General features: G+C 64.6%; 1 protein-coding gene and 1 pseudogene. Both read left to right on the plus strand.

All coding sequences use genetic code 11. From position 1 onward, the window contains the following. Positions 1-367 (plus strand): hypothetical protein (locus AC27KI_RS25035; protein ID WP_487116485.1); only part of this gene is annotated, 367 nt, incomplete at its 5' end. 71 nt (positions 368-438) lie between these two features. Further along, a pseudogene (galE, locus tag AC27KI_RS25040) lies at positions 439-1,312 on the plus strand (UDP-glucose 4-epimerase GalE); the annotation flags it as partial.

A 1,312-nucleotide genomic window follows, 5' to 3' on the forward strand; every position in this document is an offset into this window, starting at 1 on the left:
TGGCGCAGCGGCCCACGCCCAGGCTGGCAGCACCAGGAATAGGCTTAAAAACAACAGTCGAAGCGTGGTTGGCACAGCAGGCAAAGGTGGGAAGGCAAAAGAAGAAGCGGTTCGGATGCAGGTGACCTCGTTCGGATCATTGGATCGGCAGCCGTGGAAGCGGAGGGTGCTTCCATTGAATGTTGGTACTTATAGACACATTGGCATGGAAAAGGGAGATGGATACACCTTTGTATTAATAAAAACAATCGACACAATAGCTTTCATTTGCCCTGATTTCACACCGATGGCGGCGCCGGAGTTAAATACCAGGGCGCTTCGCTGTTGCAGGGTTGACGCACTGTCGTTTTTTGTGGTGCCGGGTTGAGGCCTGTTTCCAGGCTGGCACCACACAGGTACGCACGGCGGGCCGTTGGGTTTCAAAAAAGGAGAAATTTCGTGATCCTCGTCACAGGCGGGGCCGGTTTCATCGGCTCCCACACTTGCGTCGCGCTGGCCTGCGCCGGCATTCCCTATCTCATCCTGGACAACTTCGGCAATAGCCGCCGCTCGGTGCTGGACCGCCTGGCCCGCATCACGGGAAAGGCGCCCGAATGCATCGAGGGCGATGTGCGCGACGAGGCCCTGCTGGCGCGCATCTTTGCCGAGCACCCCATCGAGGCCGTGGTGCATTTCGCGGCGCTCAAGGCGGTGGGCGAGTCGGTGCGCCAGCCGCTCGCGTACTACGACAACAACGTGGCCGGCACCGTGGTGCTGCTGCGGGCCATGCAGAAGGCGGGGGTGCGTTCGCTGGTGTTCTCCTCCTCGGCCACGGTGTACGGCGAACCGGCCTCGGTGCCGATCCGCGAGGATTTCCCCCTGTCAGCCACCAACCCCTACGGCTGGACCAAGCTCATGATGGAGCAGGTGCTGGCCGACGTGGATGCGGCCGAGCCTGGCCAGTGGCGCATCGCGCGACTGCGCTACTTCAACCCCGTGGCGCCCACGAGAGCGGCCTGATCGGCGAAGACCCGCAGGACGTGCCCAACAACCTGCTGCCCTACGTGGCCCAGGTCGCCGTCGGCATGCGCGAGAGCCTGAGCGTCTACGGCGACGACTACCCCACCCCCGACGGCACGGGCGTGCGCGACTACATCCACGTGTGCGACCTGGCCGACGGCCACGTCGCAGCGCTGCGCTACCTGCGCGAGCACCCCGGCCTGCTCACCGTGAACCTGGGGACGGGCCGGCCCGTGTCGGTGCTGGAGATGGTGCGCGGCTTCGAGCGCGCGAGCGGCCGCCCGGTGCCCTACCGCGTGGTGGCGCGCCGGCC

The organism is Acidovorax sp. KPB24-03, assembly GCF_057546605.1.